This window comes from Phocaeicola massiliensis B84634 = Timone 84634 = DSM 17679 = JCM 13223 (assembly GCF_000382445.1).
Classification (GTDB): Bacteria; Bacteroidota; Bacteroidia; order Bacteroidales; family Bacteroidaceae; genus Phocaeicola; species Phocaeicola massiliensis.
In genome coordinates this window covers 1,901,084-1,926,293 of the sequence record NZ_KB905472.1, presented here as the reverse complement: position 1 = coordinate 1,926,293, position 25,210 = coordinate 1,901,084, and the positions used below count along the sequence as shown (strand labels likewise).

Annotated in this window: 17 protein-coding genes; 15 read left to right on the top strand and 2 right to left on the bottom strand. The window is 39.3% G+C overall.

Translation table 11 applies throughout. The features are described 5' to 3' along the window. Nucleotides 1-1,047 precede the first annotated feature (1,047 nt). The 15 genes from HMPREF1534_RS10930 (at nucleotide 1,048) to HMPREF1534_RS11000 (ending at nucleotide 22,798) form a co-directional block, all read left to right on the top strand. The gene (locus HMPREF1534_RS10930; RefSeq protein WP_004310962.1) at nucleotides 1,048-1,857 is read left to right on the top strand and encodes a DUF6577 family protein; all 810 of its coding nucleotides are present in this window, start codon (nucleotides 1,048-1,050) and stop codon (nucleotides 1,855-1,857) included. Further along, a complete protein-coding gene (locus HMPREF1534_RS10935; RefSeq protein WP_005826901.1) occupies nucleotides 1,847-2,920 on the top strand; it encodes a nucleotidyl transferase AbiEii/AbiGii toxin family protein in 1,074 nt (357 codons plus the stop codon). The genes HMPREF1534_RS10930 and HMPREF1534_RS10935 overlap by 11 nt, the downstream gene beginning before the upstream one ends. 1,338 nt (nucleotides 2,921-4,258) lie before the next feature. Next, nucleotides 4,259-5,137, top strand: coding sequence for a helix-turn-helix domain-containing protein (locus HMPREF1534_RS10940; protein WP_005939499.1), 879 nt, complete (start codon nucleotides 4,259-4,261; stop codon nucleotides 5,135-5,137). 115 nt (nucleotides 5,138-5,252) lie between these two features. Beyond that, a complete protein-coding gene (locus HMPREF1534_RS10945; protein ID WP_005939497.1) occupies nucleotides 5,253-6,365 on the top strand; it encodes a tyrosine-type recombinase/integrase in 1,113 nt (370 codons plus the stop codon). Between the two features lie 174 nt (nucleotides 6,366-6,539). Further along, nucleotides 6,540-7,316, top strand: coding sequence for a hypothetical protein (locus tag HMPREF1534_RS10950; protein ID WP_005939495.1), 777 nt, complete (start codon nucleotides 6,540-6,542; stop codon nucleotides 7,314-7,316). Between the two features lie 121 nt (nucleotides 7,317-7,437). Next, nucleotides 7,438-7,815 (top strand): helix-turn-helix domain-containing protein, encoded by a 378-nt coding sequence (locus HMPREF1534_RS10955; RefSeq protein WP_005939493.1) that lies wholly within the window; start codon nucleotides 7,438-7,440, stop codon nucleotides 7,813-7,815. A 2-nt stretch (nucleotides 7,816-7,817) separates the two neighbouring features. Next, nucleotides 7,818-8,891 carry an AAA family ATPase gene (locus tag HMPREF1534_RS10960; RefSeq protein ID WP_005939490.1) on the top strand — a complete coding sequence of 358 codons (1,074 nt, stop codon included), beginning with the start codon at nucleotides 7,818-7,820 and terminating at the stop codon, nucleotides 8,889-8,891. Nucleotides 8,892-9,176: 285 nt separating this feature from the next. After that, nucleotides 9,177-10,631, top strand: coding sequence for a MobV family relaxase (mobV, locus tag HMPREF1534_RS10965; RefSeq protein ID WP_005939488.1), 1,455 nt, complete (start codon nucleotides 9,177-9,179; stop codon nucleotides 10,629-10,631). A 53-nt stretch (nucleotides 10,632-10,684) separates the two neighbouring features. Next, nucleotides 10,685-12,133, top strand: a complete 1,449-nt coding sequence (locus tag HMPREF1534_RS10970) for an OmpA family protein (protein WP_005939486.1) — start codon at nucleotides 10,685-10,687, stop codon at nucleotides 12,131-12,133. A 359-nt stretch (nucleotides 12,134-12,492) separates the two neighbouring features. Further along, nucleotides 12,493-13,893, top strand: coding sequence for an ATP-binding protein (locus tag HMPREF1534_RS10975; protein ID WP_005939482.1), 1,401 nt, complete (start codon nucleotides 12,493-12,495; stop codon nucleotides 13,891-13,893). Nucleotides 13,894-14,000: 107 nt separating this feature from the next. Continuing rightward, nucleotides 14,001-15,077: a hypothetical protein gene (locus HMPREF1534_RS10980; protein ID WP_005939481.1), complete on the top strand. Its 1,077-nt coding sequence runs from the start codon at nucleotides 14,001-14,003 to the stop codon at nucleotides 15,075-15,077. 3 nt (nucleotides 15,078-15,080) lie between these two features. Further along, complete coding sequence (locus HMPREF1534_RS10985; protein ID WP_005939478.1) at nucleotides 15,081-16,148, top strand: DUF1848 domain-containing protein; 1,068 nt, start codon at nucleotides 15,081-15,083, stop codon at nucleotides 16,146-16,148. A gap of 2 nt (nucleotides 16,149-16,150) precedes the next feature. Continuing rightward, complete coding sequence (locus tag HMPREF1534_RS10990; protein WP_005939475.1) at nucleotides 16,151-21,358, top strand: DEAD/DEAH box helicase; 5,208 nt, start codon at nucleotides 16,151-16,153, stop codon at nucleotides 21,356-21,358. Between the two features lie 10 nt (nucleotides 21,359-21,368). Further along, entirely contained in the window at nucleotides 21,369-22,184 is an 816-nt protein-coding gene (locus HMPREF1534_RS10995) for a coiled-coil domain-containing protein (protein ID WP_005939472.1), read from the top strand. Between the two features lie 212 nt (nucleotides 22,185-22,396). Next, nucleotides 22,397-22,798, top strand: a complete 402-nt coding sequence (locus HMPREF1534_RS11000) for a hypothetical protein (RefSeq protein ID WP_005939468.1) — start codon at nucleotides 22,397-22,399, stop codon at nucleotides 22,796-22,798. 178 nt (nucleotides 22,799-22,976) lie between these two features. On the opposite strand, the gene HMPREF1534_RS11005 is transcribed toward HMPREF1534_RS11000, so the two are convergent. Beyond that, the gene (locus tag HMPREF1534_RS11005) at nucleotides 22,977-24,482 is read right to left on the bottom strand and encodes an ArdC family protein (protein WP_025066912.1); all 1,506 of its coding nucleotides are present in this window, start codon (nucleotides 24,480-24,482) and stop codon (nucleotides 22,977-22,979) included. Nucleotides 24,483-24,487: 5 nt separating this feature from the next. Next, a complete protein-coding gene (locus HMPREF1534_RS11010; RefSeq protein ID WP_005939463.1) occupies nucleotides 24,488-25,102 on the bottom strand; it encodes a hypothetical protein in 615 nt (204 codons plus the stop codon). Between the last annotated feature and the right edge of the window lie 108 nt (nucleotides 25,103-25,210).

The following is a 25,210-nucleotide window of genomic DNA, read 5'->3' as shown; positions in this document are numbered from 1 at the left end:
GAAAAGCTGCAGCTGGAAAAGTTTTTGAAAAAATTCAGGGAATAAGGTTCTGGTACTTGCAGTATGCGGCTTGCACTAACTTCGCAACAGGAAAAAGTAAGTGTCACGGCTTCGTCCAAAATGAGATGTGAAGGGAATGGCCTGATATTCTTGTGTCTGGTCATGGTAAAGAATGCTGTTCTCATAGTCAGACTCGACAGGTTTCACAGATCCATGGCAAGCAATCCGGACATAGTGAAAGCGATAACTCCCAAACTTCACCATGAACCCGGCATAGCATAGCAAGAGAAATACGAAACTCCGCACTCTGCATAAAAAGGTCTGAACACGGAAGCTATTCAAGAGGATGGAAGCCAGAGGTGAAGCACAACAAGGCTGATGCCACTCATGTGAGTGATGAAAAGGTGCAAAATCAGCAAGGAGAAAAAGAAAGGCAATGCCTATCAGTCAAAGAGCGGACTTCTGTCCTACTCTGGCTTACTGCAAGTTTAAAGTTTAGATTTACCCATGTATATATACATGTATTTTAAACTTTGGTTACAAACCTGAACAGGTTTATAAAAAGACTGACGAACAATTCATTGCGAATAGAAATATCATATGAGAAAGAAAATGGGAACTACATTTTCTCCTTACTGAAGCACCGACAGACAATGCACAACCATGTAAATATTCTCATAAAGTAGTTAACAGCCCGGATAAAAGAATTTGATAATATAAAGTCGGCAATAAATCGGTTTTATTGCCGACTTTATATTATCCTAGCAGAACAATGGAATCATTTTACAAAGAGTAAACGTAAATGGTAAGACAATGTTTTATGGTGTGATTTCAGATTGTTGATCGAGAAATATTTACCTCTTCATATTAGGAAACAGTCAAGCAGATAGGTGTAGTTTCGTTAATAAGAGATTCTACTTAATTTCTTAGTCATTTGCGGGATACTTTTAATACTATGCTTTTACAACACAAGAAAAATACCTCATATATTACATAATATGATGAATTCATAATGGTGTTACTTAATATAGAAAAACACACTAAAGAATGATTAATTGCTCAGAACTTATATATAAAGTCGGCAATAAAGTTGGTTTGTTGCCGACTTTATATTATATTTGCACTGCAATGAGTATTGACGAGAAATATAGTATTAAACAGAGCATATTGAATTATGCTCGTACTTACGGACGGATTGAAGTGCCTCAATTAGTATCAGTATTGGGGATAAAGACCAATACCGCCCGCCAGTATCTCTGTACCTTAACCAAAGAGAACAAGATAGCCCGTACAGGAAATGGTGAATACATGCTTACAGATAAACAGGTGTTCTCATTTGCTCCAACAGAAACACTGAGAAAACTATATGTCGGATTGAAAGAGAAATTGCCATTCACCGATTTCTGCATCTACGATGGCAGCATCTTCACCACACTACAACATCACGTCTCTGTGAACCATGCTATTTATGTCGAGACCAACCGGGATGCTGTAGATTCTGTTTTTTCTCTGTTGAAGGATTCAGACATGCCCGTTTATAAGCAACCGACAGCAAAGTTCATGTACGACTACGTAAACATGCATGAACCATGCATCATTGTAAAGATATTTGTCACTGAATCTCCAGTAAATAAGGTTGATGGGATGGTTACTCCTACCATCGAAAAGCTACTCGTAGATATACAGAAAGACGAAGACTTTGATTATATGCAGGGCACGGAAATCACTTATATGTATCAGACCGCCTTTGATTTGTACACAGTCAATACTCCCAAAATGCTCCGATATGCAAAACGTAGAGGAGCATACGATAGTACTTATTCATTAATAGAACAATCACAAAAATATGATAAATAAAGAATGCTTTACAGCAAGATGGATTGAAGAAAAATCCAAGGAGCTAAACTATCCGGACAAAAATATCATTGAAAAGGTCATCCATGCCTTTTCATTGCTGGACATGTTGGCGGCTTCAGGTTGCCCATTTCATTTCAAAGGTGGAAGCAGTCTGATGCTTCTTTTAAAAGAACAAAGACACAGGCTGTCTATAGATATTGATATAATATGTCCTCCAGGTACTGAAATAGAAGAGTATCTGCAATCATACAAAGACTATGGCTTTATTGACTATAAGCCGATAGAAAGAATTCAGCGTGGAACAGACATACCAAAATCGCATTCCAAATTCTTTTATCAAGTGGCTTTCCTTGATGGCATAGACCGAAAAGAAACCATCCTGCTGGACGTTCTAAATGAAGACTGTCACTACAACGAAGTCGTGACTTTACCTGTAGAAAGCCGTTTTATAAAGACAGAAGGTGAACTGAATTATGTAAAAGTACCATCCATTGGAGATATTCTCGGAGACAAGCTTACGGCGTATGCACCCAATACAACAGGTATTCCATATATCAAAAATGGTAAGGATGCCAGCATGGAGATCATCAAACAGCTATATGATATAGCCAGACTGTTCGAGAAGACAGAGGTCCTTGAAACAACGACAAAATCGTTTGTACAAATTGCAGAAGTTGAACTCTCATACAGGCATTTGCCAAACAATCCAAAACTCATTTTCGATGATATCAGACAGACTTCGCTGTGTCTGGCAACAAGGGGAAGTGAAGGAAACGGACAATTTGATGCACTACAACGTGGTATACAAAGGATCAAATCCTTCATGTTCAATGGCGGTTATTTCATTGACGATGCGATTAGAGACGCAGCACGCGCAGCCTATATCGCCACAATGATAGAGACGGGCAACACAATAATAGAAAAATACGACGGTAATCCTGCCACCATAGGCTCCCTGGATATAGCACCCACACTTCCTTCGCGACTGAATAAGCTGAAAAGGACTTCTCCTGAAGCCTATTACTATTGGGCAAAGACCAGCCATCTATTACAACAGTTGTAACTATAAACAGAAATACAATTTCAGCAAGGAGAAAAAGACCAATATAGCCCTCCATCAACCAGAACAGCATTCTGACTGATGGAGGGCTTTCTACAAGTTTAAAGTTTAGATTTACCCATGTATATATACATGTATCTTAAACTAAACTTACTTGACTGATTCAGCCATACAACAGGATAAGCCATTGAGTTTACAAGTTTAATAGAACTCATATATGTATATATGAATTGATAAACTTATTTATAAACTTCATCCCTAAGCAGAAAGTAAGTTCTTTATTCCTTTGCTGAAAAATCATGTAGCATAAATTTCTACCATATGCAGGATCAACATAACGTACATCTTTCTGAGAATCTGAAAACCTGTATATATGTGAATACCTTTTTCTCCTTGCTGAAATAATTGGCGACTAAATAAACACAGATGAGATATTGAGAAATATTTTCGATACATATTATGCGAAATAATTGATAATTACCTAATTTTGCAAAATATAGATGCATATTAGAGATAAATTCATTCGCATCTGTGTTATTAAATATTAAACTCTAATAAAATCACATCTAAATCAGGAAAGTGATGAAAAAATTGAAACTTATAAGAAAATCAGAACCGTTCATATTTCCAAATGGATAGAAACGTAAAATTTAATGGCTCAAATATGATTCAATTAGCTGTATCAAATTGAGCATCAGACTGTTTATATAACTGTGTGGGTAAGTAGCTGAATAAAGAAGATTCAACCAGCGATTACGCACTCAGATTGCAGGTCTACAATATAAAATACTGATAATCAATTATATAAGTTATTTTAGCTAGTAAGTGGAAGTAATGGCTCAAATACGAGCCAAATAGCCATTAATTATCTGACAATCAACTATATAACAAATGTGTATTGGTAAGTAACTTGTGAAAACAAAAGAAAGCAACATTTATATAATACATAATAAGCTGATTTACAACTATTTAAACTCTTATTTCCAACAATAAAATCATGGCTCAAATACTATTCCAATACAACCCAACTAACTGATATACAAATTACTAACATCTTTGCATCGGAAAATGATATATCGCAATTAACCGCAACGAATTAGAACCAACTATAATGAAGTCGCTGAATTTCAGCGGCTTTTTTATTTACCCCAAATCCAGTTCATAGCGATTGGATAGTGTTGTTCACCATATTTTTCTACCGTATTTCTACCGCGAAACAAATTGGGATTTGTCCCCGATGTCACAGTGACGCATTTGTTGTCGTGTGTTGACAATGGTTTACGTGTGTTGACAAAAAAGAGGAGAAATAAAGAGATATACCTCAATTAAAAATAGAAAAATATGGAAGTAAGAAAGATTTGCCAATGGTGTGGAAAACCATTCATTGCGAAGAAAACAACGACTTGCTATTGCAGTCACCAGTGCTCCAATCTCGGCTACAAGGAACGTATTCGAGAACGTAAACGCCAACTGAAAAAGATACAGGAACTGCTGGAGCCCAAACAGGCAGCAGAAGGACAAGACTTCTTCTCTTTTGCACAAGCGGCACAGTTAATGGGTGTAACTCGCCAGTATGTTTATAAATTGGTGAAGGAATCCAAGCTAAGAGCTTCACGAATCAGTGGGAAGAAATCTCTCATTCGGCGTGCGGATATTGAGCTAATGTTAAAGACAAAGCCTTATGAACGTATTGTTCCAAAGGACGAATTTGACATGAGCGAGTATTATACTGCCGAGCAAATTGCCGAGAAATATAAGGTCAACACAAAATGGGTATGGACTTACACAAGAGAACGTGATATTCCCAAAGTCAGAATCCGTCAATTCAATTATTACAGCAAGAAACATATTGATGCTGTCTTTGCCAAATACAAGACGGATGATGCATTGACAGAATGGTACACACCGGAAGATATAGAGAAAAAGTATGGAATGACACGTGTCGCTATCCGTTCTCATGTCTATCGAAACAATATCCCCTCAAAGAAAGAACATGGTCAGATATTCTATTCCAAACTGCACTTTGATCTGTCGAAGAAAACAACAGAAGATGATTCATCGGAATACTATACCGTACAGGAAGCCATGAAGAAATATAGTCTTTCCAGAGATTCTGTTTATGGAGTTTTACAATTCCACGAAATCAAACGTGAAAAGAAAGGTCGTTTCGTGAGATTCCTGAAAGTGGAATTTGACCATGTAATGGGAGCCCGAAAATAAGACTAATCCTGAATTTAGGCAGACCAGAAAATGATTCTAAAAATGAGCATTGTCTGTGTCAAGCCATTACGGACATTTGCAGCAAATCAAGTATAAACCAATAATAATTGTAACTATGTTAGAATGTAAAACAGTAACATTGAGAACACGTCCTTTGAAAAACGGGATGCTTTCTTACTATCTGGATTATTATCCGGGCTATCGTAACCAGGAAACAATGAAAACCATCCGCCACGAAGGATTGAACATTTATATTTATGCCAATCCCAAGAATGAGCGCGAACGCAACTTCAATGCCACTATGTCTGAAAAGGCAGAAGCCATCCGATGTCGACGCTTTGAATCTATCGTAAATGACAGGTATGATTTCTTTGACAGGCACAAACTCAAAGCGGATTTTCTGGAATACTATCGCAAGCAACTTCGCAAGCATGACCAAAAGTGGGAATTTGTGTACCACCATTTCTACAACTTCGTTCATGGCAAATGTACTTTTGAAGAAATTGATATTGACCTTTGTAATAAGTTCCGGGAGTATCTGCTAAATGCCAAGCAACTCAGGCGTGACGGTCGCATTTCAAAGAACTCTGCTTCCGGCTATTGGTCAACATTCAGGGGACTTTTGAAAATCCTTTATCGCAATCGGCTAATCAAAACCAATATCAATGACTTTTTGGATAAAATCGAAACAGAAGATACTCCAAAAGACTATCTAAGTGTGGAAGAACTTTACAAATTGGCTGAGACACCTTGCAAAAAGCCGATTCTGAAGACAGCAGCATTGTTTTCATGTTTGACTAGTCTCAGAATCAGCGATATACTATCGTTACAATGGCATGAAATCGTTGACTTTGCAGCCGGAGGGAAATGTGTCCATACAATTACCCAAAAGACCAAAACAGAGGACATCATTCCAATCAGCGACGAAGCCCTGCAATTAATCGGCTATTCTCCGGAAAAAAACGGATTAGTATTTAAAGGATTGAAACGAAGTTGGACACAGCATCCCATGAAAGAATGGATTCGCGAAGCCGGTATCACCAAGAATATCACTTTCCACTCCTACCGAAGAACATATGCAACACTTCAAGGAGCAGCCGGCACAGATATACGTACCATTCAAAGTAATATGGCACATAAAAGTATCACCACGACACAACGGTACATGAAAGTTGTGGACAGTAACAAGCGTGAAGCCAGCAACAGAATCTCTTTAATCCGCAAGTAAGAATTAAGGTTCAAATAATCCCGTTTTTACAGCTCAGAGTATGATATTTTGCATCAAATCATACTCTGAGCGTATTTTTTCTTAAATTCTGAACGATTATCTATTACAAACAGCAACTATTTGGAAATCTGCATATACATTTGTCTTATTGTAAAACTCAAACAGTATCAGTTTATGACGAATAGTATTAAAATCTCTCCTCAAAGAACCAGTTTCATACTTTCAGTAAGTGTCATCCTTTACTGGGCAACAGATTCCTATTTATATCTCAGTTGCCATATCAACCTGATGGAGTATTCCACTCCAGCTATTTTATATATCACGGCAATGATACTCGCCTGTGGAGTACTTCAGCGTTTCTTTTTCCGATTCATTACAAAGAATGAATTGGGTTTGTCTTTTGGCAAGCAAGTAAGACCTCTACCCGAACAAATTAAGGAGATTAATCCGGAGTGCCCAAAGGACAAGGATATAAATCCGGAAAACTTAGTTGTAAAACATGATTATATGGATAATTATGAAGTGCGTATCGCCGAAATTGAACGTAAAAAAGCCGAAAGGCAGGCAGACATTAAGCGTGTCATTCATGAATATACCACATTTGTAATGACGGAATTTCTCTCAAAAGAAGATCTTGAAATTCTGCATGAAAATATAGAGTATTTTGCGCACGGACAGTTTGATTTATACAAGCCAATCCGTTCAAAAGTAGATAATTCCCTCCGTTCTATTGATCTGATGCATTTCGTATGGAACATCGGAGAGAGATTGGGCATTTCTCTTATAGATAGAGCAACATTCATACATACTATATTCCCACATGAACTAAAAGATGCTTCGATTAAATATCTGGCTAAAAATCTCCGGACATGCGGAGTTTGCAAAATAGCCCTTGATATTCCTAAAACCGGAGATTATCACTTCAAATGTATGAAAGAAGCCCAAGAATAAAAAGCAAATTCAACCGATTAGGATTATTCAACACAGACTGAAATATTATTGCCTTCTGATAGTTGTCAGCATTACATCATTGTGTTGGTTTGCAGCATGTTTAACAAAAACAATGTTATATATGCAAAAAGACAAACTGACCTTCAATGACCTACCGGAAGTGGTAGGCGAACTCTGCGAGAGAATCTCAAGTATGGAAAATCTGCTGACAGAAAAACTTCATCAGCAGCATAACGAGGTAAAAAAAGACACCCATGTTCCAATGACCGTTGATGAAGTCTGCGAATATTTAGGTATCTCGAAATCATCCTTTTATTACAAAGCCAAGCATGGTGGTATTCCAATCATCAAACAAGGAAAACACTTGTTTGTCTATCGTGATGAATTGGACAAATGGTTGGAAAGCGGCAGAAAAGGAGAATCGCCTATAAGCATAGAGGAAGAACACGCCCGAATGCTTGCAACTACACGTCGCAAAGCCAATCCTAAAAGCTGGTGAGTATGGAAACGGTAACACCCATTGAAGATCTTGCTCAGGTCGCTACAAGATGGCAAGATACCATGCTCAGTTTGGAAAAGGAGTACGAACAGGAGCCGGAAGTTCTGAAAATAGGCGGAGTACCTATCGGGACATTGGGAAATTTCAGTGCATCCATAGGCAAAGCTAAAAGCAAAAAGACTTTCAATGTGTCAGCTATGGTGGCAGCAGCTTTGTCAGGGAAGGAAGTTCTTAACTACACAACGGACTTCCCTGAAGGAAAGAACCGCATCCTTTACATCGACACAGAACAAAGTCAAAACCATTGTATGATTGTGATGCATCGTATCATGAAACTGGCAGAGTTGCCGACTAATGAGGATTGCGACCGTTTCTATTTTCTCGCACTACGCAAGTTCAACCCCAAGGAGCGTTTGGCTATCATAGATGATGCAATCAGTCAGATTGAGGGTCTCGGTTTCGTGGTGATTGACGGAATCCGCGACTTGGTCTATGACATTAATTCTCCGAGCGAAGCCACGTGCGTAATCTCCAAACTCATGCAGTGGACTGACGAATACCAGATTCATCTTCACACCATCCTTCATCAGAACAAAAGCGATGAAAACGCCCGTGGACACATTGGCACGGAAATCAACAACAAAGCGGAAACGGTCATCCATATTGAGAAGGACAAGGACGACAGTAACATCAGCAAAGTGGAAAGTGTGCATACCCGTTCAAAGGACTTCCTGCCATTCGCCTTCTGCATCAATGCCCAATCACTTCCCGAACTTCTGCCGGACTATGTGCCGACAAAAAAGAGCGTAGGTCGTCCCAAACTGGAACCGTTCTCCCCTTATAAAGACATCCATGAAGCCATCCATCGCAAAGCTCTTGAATTGGCTTTTGACGGAAAAGAGACGATTTCGGGATATAAGGCTTTGGAAGAAGAACTGACCACAGCCTACGAACTGGCAGGAACGAAATTTAATCACAACAAGATTGTGAAGATAATTCAGTTTCTCACGAACAAACGGATGGTGGTTCAGGAAAGCCGTGGCATTTATCGGTTCATGCCGGATTATCACTATTGACTCTCCACTTGACTTTATTCTAAAAGTGTCCATTCGTATATAAGTCAAAGTCTAAGTGCAACGACTGGTTTCATGATAATCCACGGAACTGGTCGCTGCCATTGATTGGGCTTGCCCGTTGTACAGACATTATATTGTATGGGGAGCCTAATACCCCGACCGCTATGAAGCGGCGGGAGGGCTGACCAGATAAACAGCAAGCTGGGTCAGTTTTCTAAGTGTGCGTATGACCGCAAAGGAGACTGAAAAAAGGCTCAGAATAACGCAAAAAATAAAATTGTCATTATGGGTACTACATCAAAACAAGTCATGGATATAAAGACTTCCAAAGGGCTCTCACAGACGAGCAATGAGGAGTTACGTGCCTGGACGGATAAAGGATGGGAGCAGGCTATGCGTGAGGGTAACTATGACCGTAGCCGTGAACATCTTAATTTCGAGGTACAAAAAGGTGGCATAGTCACACCGATAGATAAGAAGCGTCCGCTGACAAAACGCATGGCAGAAAACCTTGCGTCACGTGGCATCAAGGATCCGAATGAAGGACTAGCCGAGCCACGTTTCCGGACAGTGGTCAACTTCATATTCGGAGGCTCAACCGACCGTATGCGTGAGCTGGCCTTCGGCAATCAGGTAGTTGACTTTGAGAGCAAAGGAGGTAACGAACATGTAAGGCGTATGCCGGAAATAGAAGAATGGGCACGTGACATTTATCGCTTCGTGGCAGATAAATATGGAGAGGAAAACATCATTTCCTTTATAGTTCACTGTGACGAGAAGAACCCGCATGTTCACTGTGCTCTACTACCGATAGACCAGAACGGCAAGTTTGCTTTCAAGCAGATTTTTCATGGACAGAACCGTCTGGAGTTTAAGAATTATATGCTTGCCCTTCATGACGAGCTAGCAAAGGTCAATGAAAAATGGGGTCTTACAAGAGGAGTGTCGGTTGTGGAATCTGGTGCGAAACATCGCTCTACTGAGGAATACCGACGATGGCTGGCCAATGCCTGTGTGACACTTGAAGCCCAGTTGGAGAACAACAGGAAGTTGCTTAAGTCTCTGAACGAGGAACTGGCAATAGCCCAGAAGAAACAGAAGTCATTTACGACCATGATTGATAATCTGAAGACGGAGAAAGACCGTCTTGAAGATGAACTTCGTCCTCTTCGGGAAATGCAGGCCAACAGCGAGAGTATCAGTGCAGAGATTGCACGCAAGATTCAAAGTCTCGAATACCAGAAGGCTCAGGTTGAAGCTAAACTGGCAGACAAGGAAAAGAAACTTGATGAGACTAACCGGTTGCTTGAAGCTCTTCGTGAAGATAAGGCTGACATCGAGCAGCAAGCCAGGGAACTGGAAGTCAAGGCCAATCAGTCTGAACTTTCATGGGCTCATAACATGAGCTATCACTTGAACGGTGCAATGCTTGACACAATGTCACAGGAGTTCACATCCCGCTATCACCATCTGCCGGAGGAAACAAAATCCTTGTTTGACGATACACTGATCTGCCAACTGGCAGAACAGGGAAATCATGTTGTCATGGTTGCCTTGAACCTTGTGTGCGGTTATGTGGACGATGCTACGACCATTGCCCAGACTCACGGAGGTGGCGGTGGCCCCTCCACTGGTTGGGGAAGGCGGCCGGAAGATGATGACCGTGAGTGGGCACGTAGGTGTCTGGCAATGGCACGCAAGATGTGTGCGCCATCTGTCAAACGGAAGAAGAGAATGTAATGGTAAGCCTGTTGGCTTATGACAGTATCAACGACTATTAAAGTATAAACTATATGAGAAAGAATATTCTTTTGTTTTTAACGGGATGTCTTGCTGCGATGACAGTTTCTGCAAGTAACATCCATCACAATGCTGACAGCATTTATAAGCAGAATCTTTTCAGTCAGGAGCAGATGCTCTTGCCTATGAATTCTACATATCTGAAGAATGTAAGCGAAGCAGCCAACTGGGGTAGAAATTGGTTTATAGAAATTAAAGGCGGGGCTTCAGCTTTTCTCGGATCACCCATTGGTTGCGGTGATGTGTTCGATCGAATAACACCAGCCTTGCAGGTCGGCGTTGGGAAGTGGTTCACACCCGCAATCGGTGGACGTGTAGGTTTTCAGGGACTGACGTTCAAGAACGCTGAGTTCAAATCTATGAAGTATCAGTTTTATCACGCAGACTTGATGTACAATCTGACTTCCGGACTTCGTCAGAATGAGTACGGACTCTCTCTTTGGGATATTGTTCCTTATGTGGGAGTGGGTATGGTTCATAATGCGGACTGGTCTGATCCTTGTTCATGTGCCAGTGGTTCCGATGGCAGCCGTCCGTTCGCATTTACCTATGGTCTGGAGATAGGTTACAGAATTGGCAACAGGGTAAAACTTGTTGCAGGTGTAAGCGGACTGACAACAGCCCAGAACTTTGACAACATTGGTAGCTCTATAAAATTCAAGGATAATATGCTTACAGTCTCAGCTGGTCTTTCCATAACATTAGGAAAGGCTGGATGGAAGCGTGTAGTTGATGCTACACCTTATATCGAGCAGAATGCTTATCTCAAGGATTACATTTCCTATATGAAGGATGAGAATATACGATTGCAGAAAAAATTGTCAGGTGAGAAAGATGTACATGCTGTCTATCCCAAGAATAACTATAGTGGGCTTAATTCGCTAAGAGCGCGATTGTCGGAGAAGAAGTCAGATGCTTCTGAAAGCAAATCTGGGAATGACAGTATAGCCAGAAAGCTGGCTGATGATGCTGAAATCGGTCTTGTGGATGCGCATGCACAGATTGGAGACTGCCACTTGGATTCGCTTTTGTCTGCCGGTCAGAAAATATCTGATAATCTTATGTCTGCAAATAATAATGAATTAGACTCAATAGAAAATTCAGGTAATTCAAAGATAACAGTGGGTATCCCAGTGTACTTCTTCTTCCAGCTAAATTCAGACAGGCTTGTAGATGAATCCCAGATCGTGAACCTCGATGACATTGCAAAAATATCCAAGGTGCATAATTTAAAAGTGACCATATTCGGAGCAGCCGACAGCGCCACTGGTACACAGACCATCAATCAGGAACTTGCCCAGCGTCGTGCCAGATATATTGCTCAAATGCTTGTGGATAAAGGGGTATCCGAAAGTCTCATTCATCTGCATAGCTTTGGTGGAATAGATAAATATAAGGTCAATGACTCAAACCGCTTTGCGGTAGTCACGCTTACTGAATGATAGAAGTTGTTTTTTGTATAAGCTAAAAAGTCTTGAGACTTTCATTAAAATTTAAATCTCATATTTAAAAATTTGTCGAGAAGGTATGCTTGGATTTTCCTTGCATACCTTTTTTATGTGGGCTAACATGGAAATGTTTTTCATACTACAACTTAAATGTTGGGAATTGATGTCTCAAGACAAAATCAGATGAATATCGAAAATGATTGGAAAAGTTGATTTTTGACGATTTTATTAGATGGGAAAATATTCAATGATACTTAAATAATACCTTGTGTTTTTGAATTTATTGAGAAATATTTCCTTGGATAATTTTAATTTTATACCTTTACAGACAAATTATAAAGTATCTTAGAGTTATGTATTATTCAAGAATGATAGACGGATATTTGCTGGAATGGTCACAAAGGTCTTCACATAAACCTTTGCTGTTAAGAGGTGCGCGTCAAGTAGGAAAGTCAACAGCAGTTCGTCATCTGAGTCAGAAGTTCAAGAGCTTTGTGGAGGTGAACTTTGAACGGCAACCTTCATATAAGCAGCTATTTCAAGGCGATATTGATGTGAAACGAATTGTTCCACAAATGGCGGCTATTGCCGGTAAGCCGATAGAACCAGGAAGCACACTTCTGTTTCTTGATGAGATTCAGGCTTGTCCCGAAGCCATCATGTCACTCCGATTTTTCAAAGAGGACATGCCCGAACTTCATGTGATAGCTGCAGGCTCTTTGTTAGAGTTCGCACTTGAAGAACTGCCAACATTTGGTGTCGGCAGGATTCACTCGATGTTTATGTTTCCGATGACGTTCGATGAGTTCCTGCTTGCTAATGGCGAGAATTTGCTTATTGAGGCGCGGAATCAAGCTACGTCATCAGCACCACTGCCAGCTCCTCTATATGAAAAGTTGGTGGGGCTACTCCGTACTTTCATGCTTGTTGGCGGAATGCCTGAAGCCGTGAGCAAATGGGTGGAGACCCACGACTATCTGGCTTGCCAGGAGGTGCAGGATGATATTGTCGTTACCTATGAAGACGATTTTCCGAAATATAAGAAACGTGTTGATCCTATGCTTTTGCGCCTGACCATGCGTAGTGCAGCCGTTCAAGCCACTAAAAAGTTTGTCTATTCTCAGGTCGGCGGCAGTTATAGTACTTCAGAAGTGAAGAAAGCCCTTGAAATGCTTATTCTTGCAGGCATACTGATTCCTGTCACGCATACGTCAGCCAATGGCGTACCTTTAGGAAGTGAGGCTGATTATTCCTATCGTAAGATGCTTTTGCTCGACACTGGTTTGATGTTGCGTCTGTTGAATATGACGACCGGTGATGTAAGTGAGCTGACAACCCAAATCCTAACATCCGATGTTTCAGAATTGGCAAACAAAGGACCAATGGCAGAAATGGTTGCAGGACTGGAAATGCTGCACTACAAAACTCCGAACATCCGCCATGACTTGTTTTACTGGCTTAGAAGGGCAAAAAATTCCTCTGCAGAGATTGATTATCTTGTGACATATAAGCAGCAAGTTGTTCCCATCGAGGTGAAGGCGGGAATGCAAGGCGGAATGAAGAGCCTTTGGCTGTTTATGAACGAAAAGCATTTGCACAATGCCCTTAGATGCTCAATGGAGAACTTTGGGAGCTTTGAGTATCAAGATGTCAAGGATAATAATGCAGTACGTCACGTACAAATCTGCCCACTCTATGCCATGTCGCAAATGGATAAACTGCTGAGTGCCTTTGTGTGGGAGAATAATCAGTAGAGTAATGTGTTCCTTATCGAATGGCAAGGCTTCATTTCATGGAATATAACGAAAGACTTTATTTGAACATCAATGTGGAATACTATATTAATTAAAATATTATCGATATGTGGCCTTTTAATTATTTCAAAAAGAAGCGTGAAAAGGAAGAACAAGAACGTCGTCGCGCTGAAGAGCAAGCTCGCCAACAAAAGTTGGAGGAAGAGCGTATTGCACGTGAAAGAGAACGTAGGTTGGAAGAGAACCGTCGTAAAGAACTTGAACGTCAAGCCAAACTGAAAGCAGAACGTGAACAGAAAGAGTCAATACAGCCTTTTACATTTCGTTCCAATTGTCATCAGCGTTATGAAAACGACACTCCTGTTATGGGTTTACAGGAGTGTATTCGTACTGTCAGTATGGTAAAGAACACTGATGGTTGCCCTGGTTACAAGTTAGCCCCCGGCGTTGGTTACATCGTAAAGATATACAATGATGACCTGGGTAAGCCGAACATGTCAGACAAACCTATGAAGGTTGTGAAAAAAACGGCAGACATGGTAGAATTGCGTGGTTTCCCTATCGAGGCACGATCTCCTTTCGGTTGGCAAGAAGTAGATTACAGCGACTATGGTTTTGTAGTTTATTACAAAAATGGGCAAGTGGAAAAGTGTGTGCTTCATATGTATGACCGCAATATACGCCTGGAGTATTTGCATTCGTCAATCATTAAAAAGGAAGAGCCGAAAGAAGATGACAAACCTTTCAATAACAACATCTCAATTAGTGCAGTAGCCAATGGTTTTACATTTAATTTGAAGTTACCAAAGGTTAAGGTTGTCAAACAACCTTATCATGGTGATGCACAAATTATCGAGACGGACTCATCTGCTTATGCTAGAATTATGAGAAAAGAGACAAACGGAACTGTTACTTTTGATATTAGCAATATAGCAGAACTTCGTTCAAAAAGAATACTTCAGCAGAATCCTACATTTGTTCCACAATTTGACTACCAATCACAAGGTAACGATTTCGAGGCAGCTTCTGCTGAAGTCGGAAATTCTTGGGAATCTGCTTCAAGTGGTAAAGAATATGTTTCATTATTTCAAATAACTCAACAGAAAGGTAAGATTGTTGCATTTATAATCAATAATCTTCCTAATGAAGATGATTTCTATTACTTGATAATGTTTAGTGAATAAAGTATGGCATCTTGGGAACATACAGACATAATCGTTGATGGGCAGCCTGTGAAAGCGCAGGCTCCTATCATCGTGTCGGCAAGTAGAAGTACGGATATTCCTGCATTCTATGCCGATTGGTTTTTTGACCGCTTAAAGAAAGGTTACTCAGCATGGACCAACCCATTTAATGGCGTGAAGTCTTATGTATCGTATGATAAAACTCGCTTTATAGTTTTTTGGTCAAAGAATCCTCGTCCGCTTCTTCCATATCTTGATTATCTCAAAGAAAGAAATATAAGGTGCTATATACAATACACATTGAATGATTATGAGAAGGAGGGATTGGAGAAAGTACCTTCACTTTTAAATCGCATTGAGACATTCAAAATGTTATCTAATAAACTTGGAGCGGACGCTGTTGTTTGGCGTTTCGATCCGATGATTCTTACAGATGATATTACTATAGATGACCTTATTAGTAAAGTTGAGAAGATTGGTGACCAGCTCAAAGGATATACGGAGAAATTGGTGTTTTCGTATGCTGACATCAAGCTTTATAAAAAGGTTAAATTGAATCTTGAAAAGAATGGCATTCCATATCATGAGTGGGAAACTGCGCAAATGGAGAAGTTCGCTATGAAATTATCAAAAATGAATAGCGAAAGAAACTGGAATTTCCAGCTTGCTACTTGCGGAGAGCAGATAGATATTGATAGATATGGAATAGCTCATAATAGGTGTATTGATGGAGATCTAATAACTCGCTTGGCGTGGGACGATAAGGTTCTTATGGATTTTATGAAGGTTAAAATTCAGCAGATGCCAGCACCGTCATTGTTTGAAGATTCACCATCATTACCTGATGGTGCAATTATTCTGCCACACAATCAATTCTTCCTAAGTGCTCACAAGAAAGATCCAGGACAAAGAGCCCTGTGTGGATGTATGGCAGCTAAAGATATTGGTGAATATAACACTTGTCCACATCTATGTGAATACTGCTATGCAAATACAACTAAGCATTTAGCTTTAGAGAATTGGAAACGTCATCAGCAGAATAAAAATGCTGATACAATAACAGGGAAATAATTATGTCAAATTTTATAGATATATTCAGAAGAAACAGAAATATCTCGTTTGTCGGTATGAGAGATGCAGCATTGACTCTTCTTCCTGCTGATCGAACGAGTCGTAATAAGCTGTATCAGGATTTAGAACGAGGTAAAGGCATATTAGATGACGAAGACCATCTAAATATGTATTTACATAGCTTCGGTAAAATGCATAAAGCGAAGCTTGATGCTGCTTTTGGTTGCATTCCTGATATTTCTGAAATCTTCTCAGAAGAAGTGGAGATTTACGATTGGGGTTGCGGTCAAGGAACAGCCTCAGTATGCTTATTGGATTTTCTACATTCAAAGAATATATCACCTAATATCAAGCATTTTTGCTTGGTAGAGCCTTCTTCTGCTGCTGTCGAAAGAGCAACACAGGTTATTGAAAGTTTTAGTTCTGCATATTTCGTAAAGTCCATTACTAAGGATTTTGACTCTTTGAGTCCGGAAGATTTCAAGAAATCGAATATTAGGAAAGTACATCTTTTCAGTAATATTCTCGATGTAGAAGCTTTTGACCTTGCACGATTCATTCACTTGTTCCAACAGCTATTCGGAAGTGATAACTATTTTGTGTGCATCGGTCCTTATTACAGCAACAACAGACGTGTTGATGAATTCGTAGCTGCCACAGCACCTGATATTATGTATGCCACGATGAATAAGGAACGTGGGACATGGCAGGGTGACTGGACAATCTCAATGCGTATATTCTTCAAACATTTCGACCGCATTGAGACCGTTGAGAATATTCGTAAACGTATTGAAGATTCGCATAAGAAAGAACAGTTCTTTGCAGGATTTGTTCTTGATGCTGTCGCAGAGGAATATAGCAAATCTGATAAGGCAGATAATGCTGAAGAACTTTATCGTTCTCTTTCTGCTTTCGATGTCAAATCAAATATACCTCTTGCTTATAATTCAAATACAGACTCCAAACTTGCAGTCTTGGCAAATATCATATCAAGAGGTTTGCCAACAAAGGCTCCGTTGTTATTAGAGAATACTTTTTCTGATTTATTCCATATTTCAACCAAGCCAAAAGAAGGAGCGATACTTGATTATAAATCTACTCATAAAGTTTCGGTGCAGGAAATTTATGAAGCCCTGCATATTATAGATCCTCGTTTTAATGTAGATTTCTATAATGGAGATATGCTTGACAGTTCCTTTGAGAAAGATTTTATTGAAAAATACTTGGAAGGTTCTCAAAGTGAATATCTGATTCAAGTTTTTGAGCCACAACGTAATCTTTCATCAATTGTAGATATTCCTGATAGAAGATTCAGCAAAGATCAACGAGTAGATTTTGCGTTGGAAATTCCTTATGGTGATGCAAGAACCGGCTTCATTCTTGAGATGGACGGTCTGCGTTATCATTCTAATATATTCAGTAGAATTAGCGATGAGCGACGTGACCGAATGGCTCTCAATGGAGGCTGGGATACATATCGTATTGAACAACTGAATAATATGGCGTTCATGCAAAATTGGGAAAGTGACGCTGCTTCAGTTGACTACTTACAGATTATAAAGGCTAATTACAAAAAGGCTCTGTCTGGAAATTGGTTGGACACTTTGCAAATAGTTCTTGCACCAATGGCAATTGCACGAGTAGAACGAATGTTGGTGGAGGCAATGATGTCCGGTGCTCTTAGTCTTGATAGCGATGTATGGAATATTGCCATTGTAGAACGTGATATCCCATGTTCTGCATTGGCTATAAAGGACCTTGCTGAAAAATATAGGTATATTTGTGAATTAGCAGCTTCATCAGATAGACTGCCGGAGATAAAGCTTCAGATCATATCAACAGAAGAATTCAAAAAATCTCCATTGCATTTGGGAAACCGTGTCGCTACTCAAATGCCAGAAGGACATTTTGACCTATGCTTGGATATATCAATGTTACTTAGAGACAACATTGATGCCCTTCCTTTGAATGTCGATGCAGATACTGTCTATCTTATCCGTTCTTCTCATTACAAGAAACGTGAGCGAACAATCTGCGCTGCAGACAATATACAATATCCTCCATTGGTTACAAAAGATGGCACAGGGTCTTATGTAAATATAAAGGAAAGGGAAGATGTCCTTACATATTTCTTGCGTGATATTTTCCGCAAGCCATCTTTCCGTCCTGGGCAGTTGCCTATTCTTAGCCATGCTTTAGCTGATAAAACTACAATAGGATTACTTCCTACTGGTGGCGGTAAGTCTTTGACATATCAGTTATCATGCATTTTACAACCTGGCGTTTCTATAATTGTTGACCCTCTCGTTTCACTTATGGTTGACCAGGTTCGAGGGTTGCGCGAAGCACGAATTGATGCTTGTGAATGTGTTAATAGTGGAATGAATGCCAAAGAGAAGGCTAAAAAACTGAATCTTCTTCAAAATGGTTCTGTCTTGTTCATGCTCCTTTCTCCGGAAAGATTTATGATGGAGAATTTTCGTTCAAGTTTGCTTACAATGACAGAGAAGAATCATGTGTATTTCTCTTATGGCATTATTGATGAGGTTCATTGCGTATCTGAATGGGGACATGATTTCCGTACTTCTTATCTCCACCTTGGACGAAACATGATAAATTTCATGAATACGAAATCAGGTCGTCCATTGTCTATTATAGGTTTGACGGCTACAGCATCGTTTGATGTTCTTGCAGACGTTGAGCGTGAATTGACTCTTGGTGGAAACCTTACTATTGACAGTGAAACAATTGTACGTCCTGAGTCTGATTCACGTCCTGAACTAACATATCGTATTATTGAGGTCTTTTCTAATTTTGATGAATTGAGAGAACCTAATGAGCAGTTCTTGCTTAAAGCAAAATCAGATTGGGAACTTAAAGATGTTGTAGCAACAGCAAAAAAGAATAAGATGTATGAGCTACTGCATGAAATACCTTCAGATATAGTGCAAGTCAATCAGCATGAGACTGAGAAATCAAGGATTGCTCATATAGAGGATTTTTCAGCAGAGGATTTCTATTCGGCAGATAGTGAACAACACTATAAAAATGCTGGAATAGTATTCTGTCCACATGCACATGGAACTTTCGGTGTAGAAGATAATGTTTGGGGTACCAGGACTGGTATCTCCACTGAATTGCGAGAGCATGAGCCAGAATTGTCGATGGGTACGTTTGTTGGCGGTGACAAGCCTTCTGGTGATATGAAGTCATTTAATGAAAATGACCAAAATCTGATGGTGGCCACTAAAGCGTTCGGTATGGGTATAGATAAGCCAAATATCAGATATACAATTCATATAAATCACCCTTCATCCATTGAAAGTTATGTTCAAGAGGCAGGTCGTTGTGGTCGTGATAAGAAGCATGCCATATCTTATGTTTTATATGATCCGACAGAATTCATTGAATTTACTATAGATAAAATAAATGATATTCGATATTTGATGGGGGATGAAGACCCAACATGGCTTGAACGATATATAAATAAGTTTGTTCTTGCAGATGATATTCCTGCATTGTGCAAATATAATAACTGTACCAAAGAACAGACAGATAAGATTCTTGATATTATCAGAAAGCAAGGATTCCTGGAGAACATAGACAAGGACATTAACTTGTGGTTCCATAATAACTCGTTCCGTGGTCTATTCAAGGAGAAGGTCATTCTTGTTGAACTCACTGATAGAATAATCAATGCTAAGCCTACACTTCTAACAGAGATTCAGGCAAAGTTGAGAGACGAAGCAGGAAACGAGGATGTGTGCTTAAAGATAGATACAAGAAAAAATGCAGTTAAAATCGTTTCGGAAGAAGATAATAACAAACAATATGGTTATATCTTCCTCGACAGCCTACGCCCGACTTATAATTATCTAGGTTTTGAATATTCATTATGCTCGTATATATCTAATTGTTTGATCCAGATACTCCAATCATATGAAGATTATTCTCCTAAGACACTTATGCGCCCTTTGGAGGGAGAAGACAATATCACAGAGGGTATATATCAGGCAATGGCACATGCTGACGAAGACGGCAATGCAAGTGTTGTTGTTTCTTGGGAGAATAATGTTCAACAAGATCCTGAAGGTTTTGAAGCTTCAATCAAAAAGGAAATTCTTGCTATATCTGAGGAACAGGGATGGCAAAATATCAATGAGGACAGATACGGAAAGTTGGATTTGAAAAAAATTGGTGATTTTAATGAGTTGATAGCTAAGATAGCCAAATGCTCAGGTGATACTAGATGGCTTCGCAATCATGCAAATAAAAGCATCTATAAAAGGCTACGAATGGCTTTTTGTAAGAAAAGAGATAAAGATGATACAGATAAAGCAATATACAGAATGTGCTGCATAGGGCTTGTAGATGATGTGACTATTGATTATCTGTCACAAACATACGAACTTAAAATCCACAAACGAACTGATGAAGAGTTCAAACAGTATATGTTGGATTTCTTCCGTAAGTATTATTCTTTGGAGCAAGCTCAGAAGAAGGTGGATGAAATTGACAAACAGCCAGGGCGTAATTATTTAGACCGTTGCCTGGGCTATTTAACAGCCTTTGTGTATGAAAACCTTGAAAAGAAGCGTTATCGTGCCATCGAGGACATGTGTATAGCATGTGAGGACAGTATCATAGAACGTCAAGCAAATGGTAACGATGAATGGCTGAAGGAGTTTATTCATCTGTACTTCAACTCTAAGTATGCGCGAACCGGCTATGAAGTTAATGGAAAGCCTTATTCCCTGAAGGATGATACAGATATAGAAGGAAAAGATGGATTCGATGTCGTTAAGAAGTATATTGAAATAATTGACCCTGTTAATGATAACTCTGGCAGTGAAGTGGATAATGTCAAACATCTGTATGGCGCGACCTTACTTTGTCTGAGAGCACATCCTGATAATGCTGCTTTGCAGCTTTTGCTCGCTTATTGCATTACTTTTTTAGGCGCAGGGAATAACCAGACACTGAAAAATAATGCTTACAACAATTATATCGAAGGCTTTATGACTTTGTATAATAGGGATAATAAGCAGGTTTGGAGTGACATTGACACTTTTACATCTTATCTAAAAGCCAAAGTTCGTAAAGATGATAAGTTTATCAAGCAGAACTTGGTTGACGATGGTAAGAAAACGATAACACTGTTTGTCCATGAGGATAAGTTAAATGAAATAACAAAGAAATACCTAAAATAATTATATCAAAATGACATACGATATTAACGCTACTTTGGAAAGGTTAGAACAGAACCTAAAGCAACTTGATTCTGCAAGAAAACAAGTTGAAAACACTGTTCAAGCAAGTGAAGGACTGCAAAATGCCGTTGCTGGTTATGTCGCTTCAATCAATTCTCTTGTTAAAGAAATCAAAGAGTGGGAGAAACAATTAGAAGGAGCACAGGTTGGAATTTCAGAAGAAGTGCAGAAGTCAGTGGGTAAAATGACCTCTGCTTGCGAGAATATTACGTCTAGTTTCACATCTTCAGTCGATGCTTCTTTGCAAGAATTTACCGAGCAGAATAACTTGCTATCTGAAAGGGTCGAAGAACTTAGCGCTCTTCGTGAAGAGATAAAATCAACCACAAAAGAGATTCAAACCATTAAAAAGTTTCTTTTTGACATTTCCAAAGATTTGAAGGAATCTCAAAAGGGGCAAGATAATGCCATTGCATCAATCAGTCAAAATGTTGATGACCTTCCCTCAAATATTAAGGAACATGCTGATAGCATTACTACGAAGTTGAATCAATGGAATCAGGAGCTGAAAAAGTTAATAGATGATATTTCTCCAAAGATAAAATCTATTGAAACAAAAGTTGATGCAATTACCAATATAATTAATTGTATACAGACTTCATGCAATACCATTAAAAGTTCAACTGATAATATAATTAACGAGACTAAGAATTTGCAAAATGAATTAGCGACTTCTTCTGAAGCTACGACGAAAGCAATTAACATCAATCGTTGGATTATTATTGCTGGTATCATTATTATTGCTGCTTTGCATTTCATTCGTTAAATAGTAAGCTGTAATTGTATGCACAATCGTCCTATAGCTAAACTCATTAAATGGTTTGTCAAACGTGAGAAAGGCAAATTAGTTGATGCACGTATCCGAAATACAACGACGTTTTGCTTATCTTGATATGAATGACCAAAAGAAAATCCTTTTATTGTTCCTATTTTCCGGTAAATTAAAAAGAACCAAAACAACTAAAATCTAAAATATTTATGAACTCACGTAAAAAATCAATTTTAATCTATTTAGGTGGTATCATAACGGGTATCATTCTTACTTTTGCATTCTTTTTCTTCGTAGCATTAGGAAATACAAACGGAACATCATCTGACAATAATATCGTGATGTTTGAAAAGCCACAGCAAGAAATTAATGTCCATTCCTTTGAGATTATGCAAGTACTTCCAGATGGGAGTGCATTGGCAACGGTAGAAGATATTTCTAATATAGGAATGATTGTTTTATTCCTTGCTGATAAAGAAATTTCATATTATGATAATCAAAAAATAGATGTTCCATCAGACAAACGTGTAATGCAAGTAGGTACTTACAAATACATCTCGCGTAGTGAAATGGAGAAAACTGTTCCGATTGTAGAAATTATGGATAAGTAAAAACTCTTACCATATAAGGTGATATTTAGTAAAAGAACTACCTGTTTCCATAGAGAATACGTGCTGGTGAAATCACCTATATACAAATTTATCCACTTGTTTTAGAACTTCGAATAACGAAGCCTAATACAAGTGGATTTTTTGAAAATACGAGAGGGAAAGATAAGAGAATATTCCATTATCTTCCTCGATGAAAGTGAGTCTCTTCTTGTGCGACAGTTTCCATTTTCTGTTCCTGTTTTTCAGCAATGGACTTGACATCAGCAGTGGCGTTATCAGGCAATCCGTAACGGGTGATGTTCTGTCTGACTTCTTCAGCAGTGACTTTACGCATCACATCATAGGTTCCTCCAACAGACGGGTTATATACCACGGCATAGTGTTCGTTCTCCACCAACAGGTCATCTCCACGGTATTTTGTAGGAGACAGGTAAGTGTTGGACAGGTCTATGGCATCACCGGCATCGTACTCAATGGCTTCCTTCAATAGTGCCTCATAATCGCCCTTTTCTTGTAGCTTGTCAAGTCTGTCTGTGTCTTCACCCATTTGAAGGTAGGCTACAGAAGCATAGTACACAGGCTCTTGGCTATTACTTTGGACTACTTCTATGTTTTGTTCCTGGTCAATTTTCTGTTGCATGGCATCAATACATTTTGTAATCATACTTGATGCCTTTTTCACATCTGTCAGTGTAGTTTTGATGAATTCCGGAGATTCATTCAAGCTGTCAAGCCAGCTTTTGAGGTAACTGGCACTGTCTTCTTTCAGATGCTTGGTCATACCATAGCGTTGTGCAACGAGGGCTGCACTTAGCTCGGCCACAAGCTCTTCCCGGGCATACTCCTTACTACCAAAGGACGTTGGCTGTAGTCTTCCCAACTGATTTTCTGCTCCTGTGGAATGGGCCATTTCATGACCCAGGTTGGTATAGAATGATTCACCATCCTTGAACTGCTTTTTCTCAGGAACGACAATCTCATTCTTCGAAATGCTGTAGTAGGCACTGTCTCCGTAAGTTGGCTTGATAGGGCAGATCCATCCGTTATCCTTTATTATCCGGTCGATAGGAGCAAAGGAAAATTCTTCACCTTCAGATTGTGGACTTATCTGTTTTCCTGCATCAGCAAGTTTCTTATATAAATCAGGACGAGCTTCCTGAAGATTGGTCTGAGCCACATTGAACACGTTATATACCTGAAGCTTCGGATAGACGTTGTAACCTTTCTTTTCCTCCTCACTCAGCTGTTTATAGTCATCGTATTTAATTTTCTCTTTTGTCTCTTTATCGACAACAGTGAATGTCGTGATGAACACCGGAAAACTCTTTTCTCCTTTCAGAATGGAAACCTTTGGCAATTCCTGCCCATTGTTATCCTTTATCTGCTGACGGATTCCCTGCTTGTCTTTGGTATAGTTCAGACCGGCTATACGGTCAAAAGTACAAAATTCAGGTAGTTTATATCCCTGTTTCTCACAGTGCATCATGAGTAAGAGTGCATTCATTCCGTTGTATTCGCGGCCAGAAAGATTTCTTGGCCAAGAGATGGATTTATCTGTAAACCAAGGCTTCTTCCAGTCATTCTGCAAAGTCTTGATTTTCTTAATAATCATCTCTGCGAATTTGTCCAAGGCCTTATCTTCACTGCTACGGCCATCTGAATTATAAATCTTTTTACCTGTCATAATCATTAGTGTTGGTAAGAGTTAGAGCTTTTCTCCCAAAGAGAGCATTCGCTTATGCGGCATGTAAGGTCAAGTCTGTTATTGTACACACCTAATTCCAAATCCCCCTTAGCATTGATTCCGGCTTTTGGTTGCATCCATGTTTCTTTTCTTTTGTCGAATTGCATAAAGCGTACCCAAGTATAGGTGTAATTATCTCCATCCTTTTCGCTACTATAAGCGGAAAACACCGTAAAGGACTTACCACTTTTAGTTGTCTTGTCCTCAATTTGTTTGCCTAAAGTACCTCTGAACTCCATTGTACCGTTAATGCCGTCGTTATTGCTTGCATTGAATGTGTTAATGCCAGTTGCAGACAGGTTAAGGTATAATGCTTCTCCCTTTTTGTGAAACATTAGAATACCGGCTACTTCAATGCGAGTCCCAACTTGAATTGTTGGTAACTCAGATAGGCTGTTGCAGGTCTTGGCCACACTGATTTCAACTGTCTTGTTAATTCCTGATTTTGCCGGAATAACTATATTGATACCGAATGATGCGAACTGCGTACCTTCTTTGTTAGCACGCATTTGTGCCTGGCGGGAAACGGTGCCACACACGGTTACATTACATTTAATCATAATAAAACGAATTGATTGTTATACTTCCTTAAATCCGCAACTCCATTCCCGAAGTGCTACCTACAAGAGAAATGGACTTTTGATTCGTAAGACAGCCATTAAGTCCTC